We start from the raw sequence: 17330 nt of genomic DNA, 5'->3' as shown, positions 1-17330 counted from the left end.
AAAAAAACACTGGTCGCCTATACTGCCATCCGAGGGAATCTAAACGCCTTGCCCCCGCAGAACGCAACGTACCGATTTAAAAACGCTGGCCTACTATTTTAAGGTGCGCAGTTAGTATGCTGCATACCTTCTCAGAATCAAAATCTAAACTTATAGCGCTAAAGCCTAACATCTATAACACCACGCACTTACGCGTCAAAATTGTACCTGTAAGCGACAAAAATACACACAGCTCGGCCCTAGATCTAACCCAACCCCATCTATTTTAATGTTCGTTTTTTTCATACTATTAATAACAGAAACGTGTTAAGTTTTTTCGCTCAAAAGTAAAAACACACAAAGAGCCTAAATACAAAGGGACACCTCTAGAAATTAAGTTTTGCCTCCGCGCGGTCTGGCAAGCCTTGACCTAAGACGGGCGGCGAAACGAAAGCAAACGGCCTTTCCAAGCATGCCAACGCCGCAATATGGCCTGCCAGACCACACACAAAACCAGAGGCCAAAAGCAATGAATAGAGGCACCCTAAGGATATTTTATGGAACCCAATAATGACCAAGCCCCTAACAATGGACCAGCTCCCAAAATGACAACAGACGCCGAAACACCCTCATACCTTATTCCTAAGATGAATGAACTCCCCGTAAATAATTCTGCCTATTATACTTCACTGCATATCACTGATTATGAGGGCGACGACACAGCACCTGGTGAAGCAATCCAAGCACCGATAGATCCGTTCATACAATTGCCAGATGAAACAAAGCGACCAGCCGTTGGCGTTCTTCTAACCCAAGAACAGGGTTGGTTTATGGAAGGACTGGCCTTAGGCGAACTACTGCATTCACTCTGCCTAGCCCCGGGGGAAGTCACTAAAATAGCCGTGGTTGATTGGCGCCGAAGAGAGGAAGCCAATGATGCCGCGGTTACAAGCCAAGCGGACCAAGTATCGAACCAAACAGAACATACATTAGCAACGGCTGAAATCCAACAGGCGCAAGCCTATGAATTACAAACCGGTAATTCACTCTCCTTTGGGTCCAGCTCCCAAAGTCAGGCCAGCGGCAATGCCGGTTTTCTATTCGGCGGTGCGTCCGCCTCAACCTCGGTAGCGAGCAGCCTTGGCTTCACCGCATCGGTCAGTACCGGTGAACGTAACTTATCTGCACAGTCAAATTCCTTTGCCAACCAACGCGCACAGCAGCTCAGCCAAGCAACCCGTTCTCGCCGCTCGAGCTCTGTTCGCGAAGTTAGCCAAAGCGAGAGTACCGAAGCCTCTACACGCGTTGTGGCCAATTACAATCGCCAGCATGCACTTACGGTACAGTATTACGAAGTACTTCAAGTTTACCAACTAAAAACACGCGCGGTTAAAGCACAACGCTGTGTTTTTATTCCCATGAAAGTCATCAATTTCGATGAGGATAACAACTTAAGTAAATTCCGAGAAACATTAGTAGTCATTGCCACTAAGGTCGGATTTGTCGATTTGAGGCAAATGCTAATGGATAGTGCCAAAAAGGAAGAGCAGCTTCAAATTGCACTCAAAAACCAGCAGACCGTAGTAGCTGAAAGAACAAAAGTCGTCGACTCCACCCGCCTCGCCTATAGCACCAATAGAGAAAAAATGGAGGCGCTCTTAGCCACCGGAATGCCTAATGCGCTTAAAGCCGCATTTAGAGCCAGCAATAAACCATTAAAAATGGCATTAAGTGCTGCCCTTCACGCCCTATCGGCTGCCACTGAAGCTCTCGAAAACATCCAGTTAAGCATGCAAGTTAGTCATGAAGAGTTAGTACAGTTTCTACAACGCGACAAACTCATTTTCAATCAATTAATGTGGATGGACCTAGACCCCCATCGAATCGCACGTCTTGTTTCCAGCTTAACCTACGAGGGAAAAAAATTAGGCGCGTTAATTAATCCCAAACCCGTTGGCGTTTTTGGTAACTTGCTTGCTCTACCGTGGCATTTTGAAAAAGGAGAGGAGCAAACGGCATTTGAACACGAATACCTTCAAGATCCCGAAGACGCGTCTAAAACCAGCGTTGTATTGCCGACCGAAGGCATGTTTGCAGAGGCTGTTTTGGGTCAATCTAACGCCGCCGAGAAAATTGACATCACCCGCTTTTGGGATTGGAATGCTTCACCGATACCTATTTTACCACCGGAAATCAGTGAAAGTATGGTGGCCAGTCGCGCAACCGATACGAGCACTGCGGATACACACTTGGACGCATCTCAAGCAACCCTACAGAGCCTGCAGTCCCTAAGCGGAGCACAAGGCTCCGGCCTAACGAATATTTTGAACGCACTTCAGGCCGGTAATCAATTCCGTGATATGAGTGGTACGACAGAATCCGCATCATTGGCGGGCAAGCTTGCCGATAACGTCGCCGAAGGCGCAACAGAAGCCGCAAAAGCGGCACTTCAATCGCAAAAAACCTACTCAGATACCCTCGTAAACCTGGCAAATTCTGAGGCAGGTAAAGCGGCGATTCAACTCGGCATGGCCACAGCCGTTCCAAGCAGTAAAGCAACAACCATGCTCGGTGGCTTAATTAATCAATCCAACGCTAAAGAATAACGCCTAAAGCTATCCCCTTTTACCCGCTATCCGCACGGCTAGCGGGCATTCATCTCCACGCCTAATTTTAGCGCAGCTCTTATAATTGCTTTTGGACTCCGGCAAACCAAAAACTAAGCTGTCTATCACAAAGACTCTAGCCATATTCGGCTGCTCGGCATCCAGTTTAAATCTACCTAAAAAAAACATTCGCCTTCCTACCGGGCCGGGTCCTTCGTAAACGCTCTTTACATCAGATACAGAATAGACTGCCGTCGAATCAAGGGTCTTAATTAAGTTTATCAGGCTAGGGACATTACGGCGTTTTTCAACTATAAACAATAACTCGATCGGCTTTTCGTGGCCCATATCACCATCAAATGAAACGACTTCAAAGCCTTTTTTACGTATTTTTTCCGCCAAAACATCACGGTTAAATGATAAGCATCGAACAAGCTCATTGCCAATGGCGAAACGATTTTCAATCCACATACCAACATAATTTCCAACGGAGAATCCGCCAGCGTAGGCTAACGCAAGATACCACTGATCAAGATTCTGAAAAACCTGGCCCGCCGCAACTAGCCATATAGTGATTTCAAAAAACCGATGAAGGCCGCTAAAAATTTGTGCCCACGAAAGACAACAATAGTACGAAAAGTCCCTAGAGATACAACCATGACTTGGGCTATAAAAACAAGCAATGCTAACAAATAGGGCATGCTACCCAATAATTTGTTCATACTGGAAGGGCCAATTGGGAGCCAATAGAAATGTATACAAAAATATCACGTGTGCACTATAAACCATTCGTAAGTACTTACTGAGACTAAGAATCTTAGTCGTGCACTCACATCCACACTTAAACTTTAGGGCATTTTTATTAATTGCTTTTGGCCTCGGGCTTAGCAAGCCATATGCCAGCGTTGGCCAGCATGAAAAGACAACCAGCCTTCCGCTGCGTAGCCCGCCTCACCCTAAGGTTTGACAGGTCGCGTAGGGGCTAAAATCAATTAATAGAGGGCACCCTTTACCTTTAGACCGTAACGTCTATATAAAGGGCCTAAGCGGCGCATCAGTGAAAGTTCAAACCGCAAAGAGCAAAGAGCCAGCTTTGATAAAATAGCAAGGCTATTGCGTCAGCTCGACTTTTCTCTGCGATACCCTTGTAGTTTCTCCACTGGCCTTACATTTAGGGCTTTTTAGCTAAGCACATGCTACGGCGAAGTAGCGCTTTTAGCTGTCTACCAATAATGCAGCGCATATTAAATACCTGATTAACTTTTCTCACAGCTCAAGATTTCTGGTTAAGACCTCTGCAGAAGTGATAATTCGTTTAGTCCGATACAGCTCAGGATGTTTTTCACTGTCAGCGTATCCTACTGGCTCTCCAGCACCTGTGTTAACGAACCAAGAATTTTCCGGCCTACGTTCACCCATTAGTTTTTTAAACTCGGCCGGTTTAATGCCTAGCGCTTGAGCTGCTGCATTATATGTACAGCGAGTTTTAGCTTCATTCAGGTAATTTCGTATAATATTAATTTTATCCAGCATTAAAAGACAATTCCTATAAAGTTAACGTTAGTATTTAGTGAATTTTTAAGCGGACAAAAAAATTTCGTTAAAATACACTGACTATGTTTTTACTTGTTTACAACCTTAACAGCTCTATATTCAGCAATACCGGTATTACCGACGTCCAAAAATAAAATATTCCCAACGTATTGTAGGCTCAAGCCATATTAAAATTACGTATAACATAGAGCCGCTCAATTCCGCCTGCACCTACTGTAAACACGCCACCCGCAAGAGTATCCAAAGTGGTCATGCCATTCGGGTTCTGCAACCTGCGGTAGAAAGGTATCGCTGGAATCACGCTATGAATCAACACCCATCCAGTCTGCGACTATTGTCATGATTCGCCCTGAAATATAGCGCAAAGCATAACGACGTCGCGTATATACATGCGTCAAACTGCAAGTGTTTGTCAGGCCGACCTAAACGGGTTACCACCGGGGGCTAACGCAAAGTTTTTTTGCTAGAAAAATGGTATGTCGACTGCCTTTACCCGGCCTAGATCTCACGGTGCGCGCTTCAACTGAGAACCGAGCTTTTTTTAGTTGAATAGTGAACATAGGGTCTGCTCCGGCAGACCACACGGCCAACATGCCTTCAGGGCGTAAACTGTTATATAAGGCGTCTAAGCCGCTGGTGGAATACAACCAATTGTTATTGCTATGGGTAATACCCTCCGGACCATTATCAACATCCAGTAAAATGGCATCAAAATCTGGTTGCTGCAATCTAATTAATTCGACAATATCGCCCAACCTTACTTGGCAGCGGCCATCGGCTAATGGCTTGCCCGCACATTCACCCAGCGGGCCTTGATTCCATTCAACCACCTCAGGAACAAGCTCCGCCACAGTGACCCGTGAGTTTGCAGTAACGCTCTCCAGTGCTGACGCCAAGGTATAACCCATACCCAAACCACCGACTAACACCTCCGCATTATCTTTATTTTGAATATGAGCACAACCCAGCTTTGCCAATTCCTGCTCGGAATTATAAACCCGACTATTCATTAACTCCCCGCGTACGCCGGAAAGCCGAATAGAAAATTCTTCTTCGCGGCAAAATAAAGTTAATTCGCCGCCATTATTGGGTATCTTCGCTATCGCGAGTTTGCTTAAAGGCTTCATTTTGCGCGCCGTGGTTACATTTTTCATCTAGGCGCTGTAAAAAATTATTTGCAAGAAATTACTGCTCGATGCTTTAAAATTCATAGAGTTTACTGCTAACGTTTCCACGGCGGCCTAAAGGGCGCCTCTATTAATTGATTAGATAGTGTAAATCTCCATACAAGACCGGCCCCCCAACTCAGACCCAACACCACCTTAAACATATTCACCATTAGCGCCATTCATAGCCATGGCATCCCGAGCCTACCAACTGGATGATTCACAAAATAAAATTTGTCAAGACAGGATAAGCCGATCGTGATCTGGATTTGAGTCATTGATCAAATCATCCAGACACCCCAACAGCACAAATTCCTGGGCCGAGCGCTCTGTTTTCTGAACTATCTTTAACTCCGAGCAGCAGCATAGGCATTTAGATACAATTATACCGGGAATTACTCTATTTTTGGCATTATTTACATTATCAAATTTTAGCGTTGACGCCATCATGGGAAAGCCGTCCGCTGGCCTGCATAGCGCGCAGGTAGGCTGCCATGGGTATGGAGCACCTTTTCAGGGTGGGGCGGAACCACCCCGAAAAGGCACCGAGCATCCTGCTGGCTAGGTGCACGATAGAGGCGCAGACCCAAACCATCAAAATACTGGTGTACTACTTTGTAGTATTCTTTTCTGGGCATTTTTCACCTGCATTGATCATCGTCCCATCTGGACAAAGCCTATAGGCAGAACGAACATTTTGAAAAGACCCGTCTTTGGCGCTAGCTGAAGAGCCCCTAGCCAGCGCTGGCGCTGCCATATCAATAGGTTTTGTAACGGTGATAGGCTTGTGTTGATGCTTGCCTGTAGCCATGCCCTCGGAGGACGTATCGGCATGGCATACAGAACCGAATAATATGGAAGTAACCATTGCAGCTTTAACAATCGAGTGAAGCGTCATAACAGTACCTTTTCATTTTTTTGAAGAAAGTTACCGTTAGGTCGTATGCCTCGCTAGTAAGGTTCAAATTATTTTTCGCAACCCATCGCCGATAGCATGACATTGAGCCCACACCAGCAATTGAGCAAGTCAGTTTAAACGAAGGCGTACATAAAGATCCCCGGGGCAAGCCCTCTCGCCTAGGCTCGACTTCTTTCGAAGCGGGGTATTTTAGAATAATGCCAGCTGGTGGTCCTTATGTACCTCTTTATATTCAGCCTCTTTTCCCTGATTCTTCACATAGCTCATAATCGTATTTTCGTCTCCGTGCTTACCCACTGTACTTGCAAAATAACCATCGGACCAAAACTCCCCGCCCCACAACGTCTTCTTTACATGCGGGCACTTTCTAAAGACTTCGCGAGCAATCAAGCTTTTTATCACTGTCACTAGCTTTGTAACGCTATATTTGGGTACAGACTGCACTAAAAAATGAACATGGTCCTTATCCGTACCTATCTCAAGAAACTTTAATTCATAGCGTTTCTCGATCTCTTGGCACACCTCTAGTAATGCTCTATCTACACCGCTATCAAACACCACTCGCCTATACTTCGCAGGAAAAACAAGGTGATACAACAACACAGTCACATTATGGCTCTTATGAATATATTCACTCATACTTCAATTTTACGCCGCAAGCGGCGGGGAATAAAACCCGAAGAGATTCAAACTGCGAAACTATTCTGCACAAACGCCGTCCCAAATTGCGCAGCCCCCCCCAGAGGTCAAGGAACATAAAAAATCCGATGACATTACTGACATCGGATTTTTCATCAGGCCCCGGCAAGCCAAAACCACTTCCGTAGACTGTAACTCGACATAGACACGGATTGCTGTCTTTTTTATGCTCAGCTCTCCAGCTCTCCAGCTGAGCACTGGGCTAAGGATTAAACTTAAAATTACGTACGCGAATATCGTCGGTAGGTAAGCCTTCACTTGTTGGCATGCTTAAGAAGAACGATGCTTGATTGATGGTGGTCACATCGAAATCTTCACTAAGAAATACCAGTGATGCACTGGGAATGTCAGTCAGTGAAATTGTGTTCCAGGCATCACCTACCAGATCCGCACTATAAATGGGTTTGGTAATTACTGAGTTATAGTTTAAGTCGTGCACGATTAATTGCATTAACACGCCGCTAGTAATGTAGCTTGCAGGCAGAAAGACGTCGATAGAAAGACTACCAGTCTCCAAGCTGGCGGGCGACTCCGGGTAGTGATATAAATTGACGCTGTCGCCGTTCGCTGTCCAAACGGGATTAAGGACCAGTTCACCCCCCTCAAAATACCAACCGAAGCCTTCACCCGCATTCACCTCCACTTGCAAGTTTACGGGGGTTCCCGTAACAGGCTCTTCGCCTGAGCCTTCAGAAACCGGTTCCGCCAGCGCTTGGAAGCCGCCCGACTCTGAAAGCTGAATGCGATCAATTACAATTCGGCCTCCTACATCTACAGGTTTACCGTTTGCCTGAATACGAACACCAATAGCCGTAATTTGTGACATATCAAAATCTGTGTCAGAGCTTTCCAAAGATTCAGGGGCAACTCCGGAGCCAATAGATATTGTTCCATTTTCAGGGTCTATCCAACTAAGCTCCAGAGGCGTTAGGTGCCCGTCATTTCCAAAAATGTCTTCAAAGAAAATATTGATGAGTAAATTACCGTCGTTAATGTAATCCGCGGGTATTTCAAAATCAGCAAAAAGCGCACCATTTGTTAGATTCAATGGGTTAGCGGTAGACAGAAGAGTCATCAAAGTGAATGAGTCGGTTTCAGACTGCCAGGTGGGGTCAACAGCCAGCGCGCCTTCCCCTCGCCAGTGTTCGATAGTATGAAGAATATCAACAGACGCTGGGCTGTTTTCTGATGGACCAAAAAACCAGTCGCTCACACTTACGGGATCATTAAAGAAATATAGAGCATTTTGAAAAGGCCGGCCGCCACCTACAGTTATCTGGACGGAAGAGAGGGAAACGGTACCTGCACTCTCGGTAATCTCATCTTGAAAAATAACTTTAAGACCAACGCTGGCAACTGCGGTGAAATCGAACCCTTCGTCCCTGTAGTCGAGGAAGGCGTCATCATCACCGTAAATGGTTTGAGAGAAGCCCACAGAGCCTTCGTCGAATGGCATTTCCGAATAGGTACCTGCCGAACGCCCTTGATCGTCAACTATAACAAGCTGTGCACTTATTGGGTTGCCAGCCAGCTCAGCCGAAAATTCAAGTGATGCATCTAGGCGCCCGCCAAGTAGATTTATCGGGCTGCCTAGATCATTAACAAAAAAACGCGTATCACCGGCATTCCCCGATTGCGGGAAGACATCCACACCGCTGTTACGACCTTGGTATTCGGTTGTAGGCGAGCCGACAATATCGATGGTTGTCCAGTTACCTGAGTCAAGCGTAATCACACCATCACCACTGGTATCTCCGCCGTTATCTCCACCACCAGAATCGGGGTTATCAGGACCGCTGCCTTCGTGAATTTGTACATTGCCAATGGCGAATTCGCCCGGACTACCCGTACTGCCAGCAGCAAAGAACAAAATATCAATAAGCTGGATGGCAGCGGGGTTGAAAGCTTCGTCGTGGCCAGTAAAAGCATTCACATCGAAGGGATTAAAGCTAATGGTATTCCATGCATCGCCCACATAGTGGCTGTATTGCGACCAAGATATATAGGCGCCATTCCAGCTTGTGTCATAAATATAAATACCTAGCGCACCGCTGGACTCCACAGCAGATTGAGGTAAATATACATCGAAAGACAGACTCCCACCATCAAGATTCAGTGGCGTGCTGAAATAGTAGTTCGCACCGAAGAAGTCGTCGACAGTGTTCCAGGTGGGGGTAAAATGTACGGAGTTTTCAGTGGTGTAAATATCATCCAGGCCAGTGGTACCACTGTAGTCACCTATGGTCCACATACTATAGTCAATGTTGACAGGGCCGGCAATTTCACCTCCCAGCCAGTGAATGTTGTCTACCTGAAAATGTACACCCGCTTGTTGCCCCCAGTTTGGGAATACCTGAAAGCCAATCTCCACGGCAGTTAAATCTAGGCCTGTGTCAGCTAGTGCGGATATTGGAAGGGAGACATGCTGCCATTCAGCGTTTTTATCTAAAGGCAATTGGAAGTGGCCGCTCTCACAGGGGTAAATGCATTCCAGTTTCAGCATCATATCGCTAGCGTTTGCCCAATCCAGTACGCGAACATCAAACTCCAACGTACCGTTGTAATAAGCGCTGAGATCTTTAGTTACACCAAAACCTCCTGCCGTATACAGCCGCGTATAGCCATTTACACCCGCTTGGTCGTTATAGGCGATATCGATCACCTGATCATAGCCAGACTCAGCGGTGTCGAGAATCTGCCAATTAATCAAAAACTCATTATGACCTTCTTCATAGTGGTAGTTGGTGTAGTTACCGTCATCTAGCATTTCCCAGCCACTTACTGAGCCCCAAGCGGGGTCTATACAATTGGTGAACATCGCTGAAGGGTCATCCATGCATTGATTTACAGGTACCACCACTTCAGCAACACTGGTTTCGTCTCCATCGCTGACGCTCACTTCAAACACAAGCTCACCTTCACTGCCCTTGCCCACGTAAAATTCAGGCGCTGTACCGTCAAGCCCGCTAATGGCGATTGCAGGCATACCTGCTGTCTGTTGCCAGCTATAGCTAAGTACATCGCCATCCACATCAGAGGAAGCCGAGGCATCCAGCGTGAAATAGCCATGAACATCAACAACCGCTGGGCCAAAAGCGACAGCTTCAGGCGCTTCGTTACTTAGCAGTTCTTCACAGAATTGCTTCTTCCAGCTATTAGATTTATTTTGAAATTTAGGCTTGGCTAGCTTTTTTTCACACCATGTCACTAGCTTATCTTTATAATCTGTTGGCAAGCATACGCTGCTGGTATCTTGAGCAACCGTAGAGACTGAAAGGCTGCTGAACAAAGCTAATGACAATAGCCATGTAGCTCCTGTAAGTATTTTGCGCATGTGAAGTTCCTTTTGTAGTTGAGGTCGTAGCCCCACGATGTTTGTGTTGTTAAGTAATTGGAAGCGAAGTGAATTGTAGTATTAGCGCCACAATCAACACAATCAGAAAAAGGTCCCGAAATAGTACATATAAGGGTAGACAGCTCGCTAAACCGTATTGCGGATGTTACCCGGCAACCTCGTTGTTGCGCTGAACAAGCGCCTAAAGATTGAACTACTGCACAACCGCCTTTCCATGTGTCAGTGAACCCCAATGACTGATCTATGCCCAGAATCAGAACGCAATCAATATCACTCGTCACCACAGCCTATTACCACTCAGCGTTGGCTTCCTGCGTCGCTCGGAGGCCTGCAGTCAATCGTGCTCGTTCCCCTGGGTAACGACAGGCATTTCGGTGAGGTTCAGATCCCGCCCCCGACAAAGTCTACGAACACCTCCATCAGTAGGAGGAAGACCGTGTTATTGTCTAGGTGGGGCGTTTTACATTCATGTTTATACCGCTGCGGTTATAAGTAATTGGCGAATTCAACATCTAAGTGCACCACCCGCCCACAGTACGCCGCCTCAATTACAAGATTCCATCCAGCTTGTGGGATAAACCGCTAGAGCGATCAGAGAAAAGAACGCAGCCTTATCAACACCAACTTGCATCCCTTCATTGAGAGACTTACGGGCACCTTTTATTACTTTATTTTCGCCTCTGCGTGGCACGACCAAATAGTATTACTTCGAACCGAACAAACCTTCTTTTACCGGACGCCCTTAACCTGGCTGACCACTTTTTCCTTTTGCAGTGTCGCTCTCTGTCTTTTTTAATTTGGGAACAAATAAAGCAATCCCGCCAAAATAACAATTTAGAATAATTACTGGTATATGATATTTCTTTTAATTGAGCGAGATCATTTAATAATATATTTAACGCGTTCATAACATTATTATCGTACTCCATATTACAAAATGTCCTAAAAAACAGCCAGAAACTCCTAGCTGTATTACCAAATGTGACCTAACATTGGCCGAATCGGACTGACCAAACCGGTCAACCGGTTTCAAATTCGCTTTGCGAACCCTAGTTATTCCAAGTCTTCATTTTGTCTCGGTGTGCACATAATAAAGTTTCCCTTTCTTAAATGCCCATACCGAACGATGACAATGAACAACAGGGGCTTAAATTAATCCGTTTTTCACAAAACCAAATGGCACACTTATCGCGAATGCAGGCTGTATCTCATCGCAGTAAGTCGTGACCGGTTCCGAAAGCAATAATGAATAAATGAGGGTCAATACTATGAAAAGATATCTCCGCGCCTGTAGCGCGCTTATTTTCACCTTTACATGTGGTTCCGCTTTAGCTGCAACGGGTTTTGCAACCCAAAATGGAGGCACAACAGGTGGGCAAGGCGGTAACAGGGTAAGTGCTTCTACGGGCACAGAAATTCACGCAGCGATTTGTAATCGCGCAAACGACGATACACCGCTTATTATTGAGGTTTCGGGTACCATCACACCTGGCAACACCTCAAAAGTTAGCGGTAGCTGCAACACCAAAGATGGTGTTATCGAACTCAAAGAAATCGAAAACATTTCGATTATTGGCGTGGGTGGCGGTGCTGTTTTCGACGAAATTGGTATTCATATTCGCAGTTCCCGCAATATTATCTTGCAAAATCTCCATATCCGAGACGTTAAAAAATCGGGTGGCACCACTTCCAACGGGGGCGACGCCATTGGCATGGAATCCAATGTTTCTAACATTTGGGTAGACCACTGTACGCTGGAAGCCTTTGGGGGTGAAAACGAAGGTTACGATGGCTTGTTCGATATCAAGGCCAACACTAAGTACATTACGCTCTCCTACAGTATTCTAAAAAATTCCGGCCGCGGTGGTTTGGTGGGTTCAAGTGAAAGTGATACCGGCAACGGCCCCATTACTTACCACCACAACCTATTTAGCAATATCGACTCACGCGCGCCCTTGTTACGTGGTGGTACCGCACATATTTATAACAACTTTTATGATGGTATTAATAAATCAGGTATTAATGCACGTGCAGGCGGAAAAGCCAAAGTTGAAAAAAACTATTTTCAAGATGCCAAAGATCCACTCGGTACTTTCTATACTAACGATCGCGGTTCATGGCAAGTAAACCAGAACATTTTTACTAACGTGAGCTGGTCGAGCCAAGGCGACGAGAAGTATCCTGCCGGCCCGAATGTGCAATCTACAACTTCAGTCAGCATTCCCTATTCCTACTCCATGGATGATGCCGGCTGTGTGCCACAGATTGTTCAAAGCACTGCCGGTGCTAACAATGGCCTGCGAACCTCCAACGGCTCCTGCCAATCTCAATCCAGTAGTTCGTCAAGTTCCACTTCTTCGAGCAGCTCAAGCTCATCCAATAGCTCAAGCTCAAATTCTGGCAGCGCAGCTGTTTACAATGGCTCGAACCCACTGACTGTCCAAGAAAACGGCACAGGCTTCGTAGGTGTTGATGGCGCGGTTGAAACCAACAACAGTGGCTATACCGGCAGCGGATTCGCCAATACCGATAACAGCAGCGGCACCGGTATTGAGTGGTCGATTTCCGTTCCATCCAATGGCAACTACACACTCACCTTCCGCTATGCCAATGGCGCCACCAACCGCCCCGGCGCGATTAAAGTGGACGGCAATACGGCTGTTGGTAACGTGGATTTTCAAGGCACCGGTGCCTGGGCCAGCTGGGCTCTAACATCAGCCAGCGTTTCCCTCTCGGCAGGAACCAATAGAATTCGACTGGAAGCAACCAATGGCAGTGGTCTGGCAAATATAGATTTCGTGGAGATATCAGGTGGCAATGGTTCGTCCAGCTCAAACTCCTCTAGTTCGACCAGCAGCTCTTCATCGTCTAGCTCAAGCTCGTCTAGTTCGACCAGCAATTCTTCTTCATCCACGAGTTCGAGCAGTTCAAATAACAATGGCGGTGACTGCAGTGGCGTAAATGAGTACCCCAACTGGACAGCGAAAGACTGGGCCGGTGGCGACTACAACCACGCCAGCGCCGGTGACCAGATGGTATATCAGGGTGTGCTTTATCAAGCGAACTGGTACACCAATAACGTGCCCGGCAGTGACGCCTCTTGGAGCACAATAGGTAACTGCAACTAAGTTTTCCCCAGTGAACTAAGCGCCCGAACCGGGCGCTTTCTTTTACCGTTATTACAGCGTAATTAATTTTAATTGTGCAGAAAAGCAATTAGAGGAACAGGTAATGAAAAAAAAAATATTGGGCTCAACGGCACTATTGGCTTTGTTGTTTGCCTCTGCCACTACCCTTGCAGCTGATTGCAGCGGTGTAAACGAATACCCGAACTGGACATCGAAAGACTGGTCCGGCGGTGATTACAACCACGCCAGCAGCGGTGATCAAATGACTCATCAGGGTGAGTTGTATCAGGCTAATTGGTATACCAACTCTATACCAGGCAGCGATTCTTCATGGAGCCCAATGGGCTCGTGCGATGGCACAAGCAGCTCTTCGTCCAGCAGTTCATCATCGAGTAGCTCAAGTTCAAGTTCAAGTTCAAGTTCATCAAACTCTAGCAGCAGCTCTTCAAGCTCAAGTAGCAGCTCTTCCAATTCAACCAAGCTCACGATTCAGGAAAACAACGCAGGCTTTTGTGGTGTAGACGGTTCAGTTGACTCCAACAACAGTGGATACACCGGCGACGGATTTGCCAATACCGACAACTCGAATAGCAAAGGTATTGATTGGGCCGTTAATGTGCCCTACGGCAGTAGCTATTCACTCGAATGGCGTTACGCGAACGGTTCCAGCGATAACCGTAACGCAAACGTGATTATAAATGGCACTTCCGTTGGCTCCGTGGATTTCGATTCTACCGGCTCTTGGAGCAGCTGGACTTCAGTTAGCACTACCGTAAACTTGAATGGCGGCAATAATACTATTCGGCTAGAAGCAAACACCGGTAGTGGTTTATCCAATGTCGACACCATTGTGTTGCTAGGCAACGATCTGTCTACCGGATCTTGTTCCGGCAACAGCTCGTCGAGTTCAAGCTCTTCCAGTAGCTCCAGCTCGAGCAGTAGTTCGTCTAACAGCTCCAGCAGCTCGTCTTCAAGTAGCGTCAATGTCAACCCAGACTCATCAATGGGTGGCTTCGCCAATACCAGCGGTCACGGCTTGAACACAACAACCGGAGGCAAAGGCGGCAGAACTGTTACCGCCAGTAATTATTCACAACTTCAGCAATATGTTCAGTCTAACGAGCGCTTAGTTATTCAGGTACAGGGCACTATAAGTAATGGTGGCGGTAAAATGCTGCGTGTTGCTGGTTCAAACAAAACCATTATTGGCTCAGGTAGTGGTGCTACTCTTAACGGATTCGGTTTGAATATTAGTAGCTGGCACGATGGCCTAGGCGCGGGCGACTCCTGTGACGAAGGCGAAAACAATGTCACCACACCGGTTAGTAATATCGTTGTCAGAAACCTTCGGTTTACCAACTCTGCCGATGACTCAATTACCATTCAGTGCTGGTCCCACCATGTTTGGATTGACCACAACACTTTTGAACCGGCCTATGATGGTTCAGTCGATACCAAGCGCGGCGCCGACTTGGTTACCATTTCGTACAACCACTTCGACGGCACTTCAAAAACCAGTCTCGTTGGCCATAGTGACAACGTCGCATCTTTGGACCGCGGTCACCTCCGAACAACCTATCATCACAACTGGTTCGATCGCGTAAACAACCGCACACCGCGTGTTCGCTTTGGCTATGTTCATGTGTATAACAACTACTGGGACAACCAAGACTCCTGCATGCGTATTGGCCCTGAAGGTAGAATCTACGCAGAAGCCAATAACGTAGCCGATGCTGGTAAAATTCTTAAGGCCTCAGAAAACGAAGGCAGCCTAACATGGACAAGCTCCAACGTATGGGATGAGAGTAAATTCGGCGGCGTAGGTAGCAATCTTCTCGATGCAGACCAATCCGTTAGCAGACCACCCTATAGCGACAACGTAGGCTCTGCCCCTTCATCGCCACCTTCTGCAGGTGTAGGAAAAATATAAAGCAATCTTAGTTGGTAGTATTAAGTAATTGATAAACGCAAACCCGGCAGCCTTTATTGTTGCCGGGTTTTTTCTACAAAAAATTGATCTGAAAACTAATGCTTACCCCTTCAAACCGCGCTGCAATTAGTGGCAAGACCCAAGCACCAAAGCTGCAGGGCCTTAGCCTTTACCTTACAAGGCTACATCCATATTCTAGATGTTACTGTCAGATAAATGCGACAAAACAAACGTCGAAAAAAACTGCTTCAGTGAAATAACCAGGCCAAAACATCCTTACAGATAGTCGACTATATTTAACCCAAACAAATCCAGCCCCATGAAACCCGTAGAAATCGACAAAACCAATAGCGAAATTGGCCTGCTTAGAATTCCTTGTCTGCGCGATTGAATGGTTCAGGCCACGTTAAAACGGCTACTGCATCCCGCCGTTACTGCCACAATTTTTAACTGCAGTTTTAGATCTGTTCCTAGCAAAATCAGGAGCAAGCGATCGAAGAAGCACAAAGGATATACGTAATTTTTAACATGGCTAATGTCTCGTTTATCGTTTTTTTTGCTGGATACGGGCTTTGCGAAGACTAAGCGGTAAAGTGAATCTGTTCAGCCGATTGGTTAATGATCTCTATAACCCACTGCGGTATTTTTGACCCGAAAATCCCTATTAACTCCACCAATGATATTTCATGAACTTCTAGTACTGGAAGGGGTGTATTCATGGCTGGCCTCTATATACCTAATTCGTGTTTCATTATGATTAGAATAACTGGGCTTCGCTTAACGATAACTGAATAGGTCGCTCTAACCACCCAGTACATATTTCGCCAGCGAGAACACTTAAATCCGCTAACTTTGAACACCGGGGCCTAGTATCCCGAAGGCTATGTCTTTTTACCTCAAATATTCACGTGATGGCTATCACTCGACTTGAGCTGATCTCTCTTTAGTAGACACAAAATATGAGCGTCTGTAGTAGCTCAGGTGAACAGGCCTTTCGACCAACCTTTTTTCTTATAACGACTTAATGAGTCGTCAAGAATATGCTCTTCATGAGAAGCGTATACAGATAGAAATCAAAGCCATTCGTGCCTAGGTGATCAAGACAATTAATATCCATGAGCACTGCTTGATCATGCTTGTGGGTAACACATGAGTATTTCAGAAAGGAGAGCGCCAGCGCTATGTACCAATGGCAGTCGTCAACCAATGTGGATGCTGATAAAACGGACATCAGAGTCCTAATTAAACCATGGGCTCTTTGTAAGCGCCAATCCAACCACACCCTACAAGGCGCGACATTAACATAATAACCTATAGTCTCCATTACTAAGGAGGCTATCATGTCCAAGCGCCGCACCTACAACTGGCCCCAACTTTTCGCAGAATTCGAGCGGTCAGGCCTATCGCAAGTCGAATTTTGCAAGCAACACGACCTCAATCCAAAATATTTCAACTTAAAGCTTTCCAAGCTCAAAGCGCAGGAAGACAGTGCGTTCGCGCATGTGGTTGTACAGCCTGAACTTTACTCGCGGCAGGGGCTTGTCCTCGAAGTGGGCAACTGTAAAGTTCATTGCCCACCAGCCATGTCTATTCCTTCCTTTGTATCATTGATTAAGTCCCTCGCATGATCCAGTGGTCCAATGCGATTCCCATATACCTGCACCGCGACCCAGTAGACTTTCGCAAAGCGATCAATGGCCTAGCGGTTATCGTGAGTGAGGAGATGGAGTTGGATGTATACAGCCAGGCGTTGTTCGTGTTTTGCAATAGAAACCGCAGTCAGCTCAAAGTGCTCTATTGGGACAGTACGGGTTTTGCCCTGTGGCAGAAACGCCTAGAGAAGGACAAATTTAAGTGGCCGAGTAAAGACCCGCTTGCAACCGCATCAATTACCTACGAGCAATGGGGTTGGTTATTGCGGGGTTTTGACTTTGCTAAATTTAGACCACATAAGCAGTTAAAATTCACCGAGGTGGCCTAATATTTTGTATAAT

General features: G+C 46.4%; 12 protein-coding genes and 1 pseudogene. 5 read left to right on the top strand and 8 right to left on the bottom strand.

What is annotated here, in order from left to right; all coding sequences use genetic code 11:
- Positions 1-536 precede the first annotated feature (536 nt).
- On the top strand, positions 537-2585 hold the full coding sequence (locus H5336_RS15845) for a hypothetical protein (RefSeq protein WP_185235221.1): 2049 nt from the start codon (positions 537-539) through the stop codon (positions 2583-2585).
- 9 nt (positions 2586-2594) lie between these two features.
- On the opposite strand, the gene H5336_RS23055 is transcribed toward H5336_RS15845, so the two are convergent.
- The 7 genes and pseudogenes from H5336_RS23055 to H5336_RS15815 all read right to left on the bottom strand — a co-directional run bounded on the left by H5336_RS23055 (position 2595) and on the right by H5336_RS15815 (position 10257).
- A complete protein-coding gene (locus tag H5336_RS23055; RefSeq protein WP_246439111.1) occupies positions 2595-3056 on the bottom strand; it encodes a DUF2179 domain-containing protein in 462 nt (153 codons plus the stop codon).
- A gap of 51 nt (positions 3057-3107) precedes the next feature.
- Positions 3108-3155 (bottom strand): annotated as a pseudogene (locus tag H5336_RS23655) (hypothetical protein); the annotation flags it as partial.
- A gap of 696 nt (positions 3156-3851) precedes the next feature.
- Positions 3852-4118: a hypothetical protein gene (locus H5336_RS15835; protein ID WP_185235220.1), complete on the bottom strand. Its 267-nt coding sequence runs from the start codon at positions 4116-4118 to the stop codon at positions 3852-3854.
- Between the two features lie 452 nt (positions 4119-4570).
- Positions 4571-5266, bottom strand: a complete 696-nt coding sequence (locus tag H5336_RS15830) for a spermine/spermidine synthase domain-containing protein (protein WP_185235219.1) — start codon at positions 5264-5266, stop codon at positions 4571-4573.
- Between the two features lie 649 nt (positions 5267-5915).
- Positions 5916-6203, bottom strand: coding sequence for a hypothetical protein (locus tag H5336_RS15825; RefSeq protein WP_185235218.1), 288 nt, complete (start codon positions 6201-6203; stop codon positions 5916-5918).
- A gap of 210 nt (positions 6204-6413) precedes the next feature.
- On the bottom strand, positions 6414-6863 hold the full coding sequence (gene tnpA / locus H5336_RS15820; protein ID WP_185235217.1) for an IS200/IS605 family transposase: 450 nt from the start codon (positions 6861-6863) through the stop codon (positions 6414-6416).
- Positions 6864-7125: 262 nt separating this feature from the next.
- Positions 7126-10257 (bottom strand): PKD domain-containing protein, encoded by a 3132-nt coding sequence (locus H5336_RS15815; protein ID WP_185235216.1) that lies wholly within the window; start codon positions 10255-10257, stop codon positions 7126-7128.
- A 1289-nt stretch (positions 10258-11546) separates the two neighbouring features.
- Between H5336_RS15815 and H5336_RS15810 the strand changes: the two genes are divergently transcribed.
- Together H5336_RS15810 and H5336_RS24025 are read left to right on the top strand one after the other, a co-directional pair.
- A complete protein-coding gene (locus tag H5336_RS15810; protein WP_185235215.1) occupies positions 11547-13406 on the top strand; it encodes a pectate lyase family protein in 1860 nt (619 codons plus the stop codon).
- A 103-nt stretch (positions 13407-13509) separates the two neighbouring features.
- A complete protein-coding gene (locus H5336_RS24025) occupies positions 13510-15336 on the top strand; it encodes a pectate lyase family protein (RefSeq protein WP_185235214.1) in 1827 nt (608 codons plus the stop codon).
- 581 nt (positions 15337-15917) lie between these two features.
- Here H5336_RS24025 and H5336_RS15800 read toward each other — a convergent pair.
- Complete coding sequence (locus H5336_RS15800; protein WP_185235213.1) at positions 15918-16055, bottom strand: hypothetical protein; 138 nt, start codon at positions 16053-16055, stop codon at positions 15918-15920.
- A gap of 621 nt (positions 16056-16676) precedes the next feature.
- Between H5336_RS15800 and tnpA (H5336_RS15795) the strand changes: the two genes are divergently transcribed.
- Both tnpA (H5336_RS15795) and tnpB read left to right on the top strand, forming a co-directional pair.
- Complete coding sequence (gene tnpA / locus H5336_RS15795; RefSeq protein WP_185231017.1) at positions 16677-16964, top strand: IS66 family insertion sequence element accessory protein TnpA; 288 nt, start codon at positions 16677-16679, stop codon at positions 16962-16964.
- Positions 16961-17317 carry an IS66 family insertion sequence element accessory protein TnpB gene (tnpB, locus tag H5336_RS15790; protein ID WP_185235212.1) on the top strand — a complete coding sequence of 119 codons (357 nt, stop codon included), beginning with the start codon at positions 16961-16963 and terminating at the stop codon, positions 17315-17317. Before tnpA (H5336_RS15795) ends, tnpB begins: the two co-directional genes overlap by 4 nt.
- The last annotated feature ends 13 nt before the right edge of the window (positions 17318-17330 follow it).

It is taken from the genome of Teredinibacter franksiae, from assembly GCF_014218805.1.
Taxonomy (GTDB): Bacteria; Pseudomonadota; Gammaproteobacteria; order Pseudomonadales; family Cellvibrionaceae; genus Teredinibacter; species Teredinibacter franksiae.
The sequence above is the reverse complement of the archived record's forward strand: the minus strand, read 5'-3'. Positions and strand labels throughout refer to the sequence as shown.